Origin of the sequence: Dietzia sp. DQ11-71 (genome assembly GCF_014144995.1) — a bacterium.
GTDB classification, from domain to species: domain Bacteria; phylum Actinomycetota; class Actinomycetes; order Mycobacteriales; family Mycobacteriaceae; genus Dietzia; species Dietzia kunjamensis.
In genome coordinates this window covers 1-4,408 of sequence record NZ_JAALDT010000377.1, presented here as the reverse complement: position 1 = coordinate 4,408, position 4,408 = coordinate 1, and the positions used below count along the sequence as shown (strand labels likewise).

4 protein-coding genes are annotated in these 4,408 nt (G+C 71.4%); 3 read left to right on the top strand and 1 reads right to left on the bottom strand.

All coding sequences use genetic code 11. The features are described from left to right. The 3 genes from G6023_RS12905 to G6023_RS12895 form a co-directional block, all read left to right on the top strand. Positions 1-611, top strand: a 611-nt coding sequence (locus G6023_RS12905) for a DUF6541 family protein (RefSeq protein ID WP_347570774.1), incomplete at its 5' end; no start/stop codon positions are given. Between the two features lie 25 nt (positions 612-636). Beyond that, positions 637-2,508 (top strand): glycosyltransferase, encoded by a 1,872-nt coding sequence (locus G6023_RS12900; RefSeq protein WP_182635873.1) that lies wholly within the window; start codon positions 637-639, stop codon positions 2,506-2,508. A gap of 32 nt (positions 2,509-2,540) precedes the next feature. Continuing rightward, positions 2,541-3,407, top strand: a complete 867-nt coding sequence (locus G6023_RS12895) for a potassium channel family protein (protein ID WP_159148146.1) — start codon at positions 2,541-2,543, stop codon at positions 3,405-3,407. A gap of 15 nt (positions 3,408-3,422) precedes the next feature. Here the strand turns inward: G6023_RS12895 and G6023_RS12890 are convergent, their stop codons facing one another. Further along, positions 3,423-3,791: a RidA family protein gene (locus G6023_RS12890; protein WP_067714759.1), complete on the bottom strand. Its 369-nt coding sequence runs from the start codon at positions 3,789-3,791 to the stop codon at positions 3,423-3,425. Positions 3,792-4,408: the final 617 nt, after the last annotated feature.

Here is a 4,408-nt window from a genome sequence, read left to right as displayed (position 1 = left end):
TGGCGGCGGCGCTGGCCCTGCTCACCGCCTCCGGGCACGCGGTGATGGCGCGGGACCTGACCGCCTGGGGGTACGCCGACGGGCCCGCGGTCACCGCCGACGAGCGGCTCGTGCTGGACGCGCTGGGGGAGAGGTACGACGGCGGGGTGGCCCTGAACGACCCGTTCGACGGCACCGCCTGGGTCTACGCGCTCCACGGGGTGCCGGTGGTGTTCGGGGCGCCGCTCGCCGACGACCCGGTCGCGCAGGTCGGCGCCGACCGCATGACGCTGTACACCTCGGTCAACCGCTACGGTTTCGACCCGACCGTCACCCGCGAGATGCAACTCCGGGACGTGCGCTGGGTGATCGTCGGGACGGAGTCCGTGGGCGGGCCGGGCCGGCCGGGTGGGTTCATCGGGCTGCACCTCAACCCGAACCTGCGGCTGGTGGAGGCCACTCCGGGCGCCCGTCTGTACGAGGTCCTGCCGGTGCCCGCGGACCACCAGCCGCTGCCCCCGCCACCCGGCATCCCCCCGGTGACGCCGCCGGGGCAGCCCCCGAACACCGACTCACCGGTCGTCGAGGCGGCGCCCCCCGGCCCGGGGGCTAGCCTGGACGGCACCGCCTAACCGACTCCCAGGAGCGCATCGCCCCATGGACGCCACCACCGTGACAACCGCAGACGCCGACACCGGGACCGACCGGCCCGAGCGCGATCTGCTGCTCCAGCGCACCCTGTTCTCCGGCCCGCGCCGGTGGGTCAACGACGACCTGTACTCGCGGATCACGCGGGGCGTGGTGCGCCGCACACGCACCGAGCTGCACCTGGAGCCCGGCGCGATCGTCGACACCAACACCTACTTCGGCCGGTTCGAGGCGTCCTACTGGCAGCGCTGGACCTCCGTCACCGACCTGACCGTACGGGTGTCGGTGGAGACCGTCGGGCAGGTCGACGTGCTGGTGCGCGCCTCGGACATCGGCTCCCACGTGCGGACGGTGGAGGTGGTCCACCACCACGGCGACGGTATGGCGGTGTTGGACGTGCCGGTGGACACGTTCACCGACGGTGGCGCGATGTGGCTGGAGGTGCACGCCGTCGACGCGCCGGCGACGGTGTCGGAGGTGGAGTGGAGTACGACGACGACGAGGCCCGCCCGCCGCGCCGCCGTGGCCATCTGCACGTTCAACCGGGCGGATGACTGTGCGGCCACGGTCGACTCGCTGGCCTCGGATCCCCTCGTCGCGGACCTGATCGACGACCTCTATGTCACGGACCAGGGCACCGACCTCGTGGAGACCCGCGATCCGTTCCGGCACGCGGCGGAGGAGTTCGGCGACCGGCTGCACTACCTGCGTCAGCCCAACCTCGGCGGTGCCGGCGGCTTCAGCCGCGGGCTGTACGAGGCCACGGCCCCGGACGGCCCGGGGCCGGTGGACGTGCTGCTCATGGACGACGACGTCCGGGTGGAGCCCGAGACGGTGCTGCGCCTGTTCGCCTTCGCCGCCGTCACCCGCGAACCGATGCTCGTGGGTGCCCAGATGCTGTACCTGTTCAACCCGGACTACCTGCTGGTCTCGGCCGAACGGACGCAGCTCGACGAGCTCCGGGGCGGGTTGGACGCCGACGAGTTCGCGCTGCGTGACGAGTCGGTGGTCGCGGGCCGGCAGGAGCGGCGGATCGACGCCGAGTACAACGCGTGGTGGTCCTGCCTCGTCCCCGGCGAGGCCGTGGAGCGCGTCGGACTCCCCATGCCGTACTTCTTCCAGTGGGACGACATCGAGTACGGCCTGCGCTGCCGCCAGGCGGGGATGCCCACGTGCACCCTGCAGGGCGCGGCGGTGTGGCACGCGGACTTCTACTGGAAGGACGGCGACGACTTCGGCCAGTTCTTCTCCCTGCGCAACTCGTTGACCACAGCGGCGGTCCGGCAGGGGATCGACCCGAAGGACATGGCCAAGAACCTCGCCCGGAGCGTCCTGCGCGCGGTGGCGGGCATGCAGTACGGGCTCGCCGCCACCCGCCTGCGCGGGATCGAGGCGTTCCTCGACGGGCCCGACGGCACCCACGGCGTCGGTGACGGCGGTCAGGCCGCGCTGGCCGCGATCCGCGCCGAGCGCGCGCGGTACCCGGAGACCGCCAAGCTCGGGGTGGAGGCCCTGCCCGCCGGGATCGGTGTCCGGCGCAAGGTGGGGATCCCGCGGGAGGACCGCGAGGACCAGGTGCTCGCCAAGCGGCTGCTCTTACAGAAGTTGGGCCGGCAGCGCCGCGGTGTGGTGGCGATCCCCTACGAGGACGCGGCCTGGTGGCACGTCTCCCTGTTCGACGAGGTGTACGTGACCGACGCCTCGCAGACCGGGGTGCACCACCGCAAGGTGGACCCGGCGCGGGCCACCGAGCTGCAGAAGCGGCTGGTCTCGCTGCTCGCCCGGTTCGTCCGGGAGGCCCCGGCCGCCCAGGAGCGGTGGCGTGCCGCGCAGGCCGGGCTCACCACGCGGGAGAACTGGGCGCGGCTGTACGGACTCTGACCCGCCGTCCGCTCGCCGCTTAGGGTGGGGTGATGGTCGAGATCGTGCTGACGGCGGTGGGCGTGGCGCTCATCGCGGTGGTGTTGATGGACGTGTTCCACACGCTGATGCACCCCGGGGGCACCGGGTACCTGAGTCCCTGGGTGTTCGCGGGGATGTGGCGGGTGTCCCGGGCGACGGGCCACCGGGTGGGCAGCGCGGTGGGTCCGGCGGCCCTGGTGACGGTCATCCTGCTGTGGGTGGTGCTCCAGGGTCTGGGCTGGGGAGTGATCTACTACCCGCACGTGCCCGCGGACTTCACCTACTCCGACGGGATCGATCCGGACAGTCTCCCGGCGTTCGTCGAGGCCCTGTACTTCTCGTTCGTCACGCTGGCCACCCTGGGGTTCGGCGACATGGTCCCCTCCGATTCGTGGATCCGGTGGATCACACCGTTCCAGGCGTTGACGGGATTCGCCCTGCTCACCGGGGCACTGACCTGGTTCAACCAGGTGTATCCGCCCTTGTTGCGGCGGCGGGCGTTGGCGCAGGAACTGTCGCGTCTGGACGAGGTCGACTTCGCGGGGCGGATCCCGGACCTGCCGGCGGAGCCGGTGTGTGCCCAGTTGACGGCGGTGGCAGACAGGGTCGAGGAGGTCCGGATCGACTTCTTCCAGCACTCCGAGGGCTTCTACTTCCGCGAGCGGTCCGCGGACCTGTCCCTGCCACGACAGCTGGCCGGCGCGGTGCGACTGTCCGAACCCGGCCCGGCGGGGTCGCCGGCCGCCGTGGAGCTGGGTCGCTGCCAGCTCTCGGTGGCACTGGAGCGGCTCGCGGCGACGCTGGACCAGCAGTTCCTGCACCGCGGTGGCCCCCCGGAGCAGGTGTTCTCCGCCTATCTCCGCGAGCACCACCCCTAGGGGGCCGGCGGTCGATCACGGCACCAGGGCCACCGCCTTCAACTCGACGAGCTGGCCGGGGAACGTCAGCTCGCTGACGCCGATCGCACTCCACGCCGTGGGGACGTCCGTCCGGGGGATGTAGCGGCTGCGGACGTCGAGGAACAGGGGCAGGTGGTCCTGGAGACCGACGTGGTACGTGGTCATCTCCACGATGTGCTCGAAATCCGACCCGCCGGCCCGGAGTACCGTGCCCAGGTTCTCCCAGGCCGCCACGAAGTGATCCTCGAGGCTGCTGTCGATGACGTTCATCTCCGAGTCCCGCCCGGCCTGGCCCGAGCAGTAGATCAGGCTGCCGACCTTCACTGCCGGTGAGTAGTTGAACCGCTCCACCAAGTGGGCCATGTCCTCGGGAACGACGATTTCCTTCTGAATCTTTTCCTCCGTCTGTGAGTCGGTGTGACAGGTTGATCCTCGGCGGACGATGAGTCGAGTTAGCTAGCTGCGTGTAACAGCGGTGGGTCGTGAGATTCCACAGGTGTGGCGTTCTCCACAGACGCCGCCCGGAAGGCGGCTTCCCGGCCCTAGAGCAACGGCTCCGTGCGCCACAGTGACGGGTATGGAGATCCCAGATGCGTCCCGTGCCCGAGTCCTCGATGCGGGAGGACGCGGTGCGGAGACGGTGGCCGGCGACCCGCCACCACCGGGCAGAATCCGCCGCGGCGCACAGGGAACACGGGGTGCACGGGGCGTTCTGCCACCCGGCCCGCTGACCACGGCCGAACTCGCCGTCGCGGTACCGGATCCCGCTGACCGCGCGCGCTATCGGCGGATCTGGCACGGAATGTACCGGCGGGAGGACCAACGGGACGATCTCCGCATGCGCAGCGTCGCGCTGGCGCGGACCTGGCCCGGAGGGGTGCTGCGCGGGCGCAGCGCCGCCCTGCTGTGGGGCGACGACTCCGCGCCCGCGGACGCGCCACCCGAGATCTGGCTGCCGTCGACGCGCAGGTCGCGTCCGG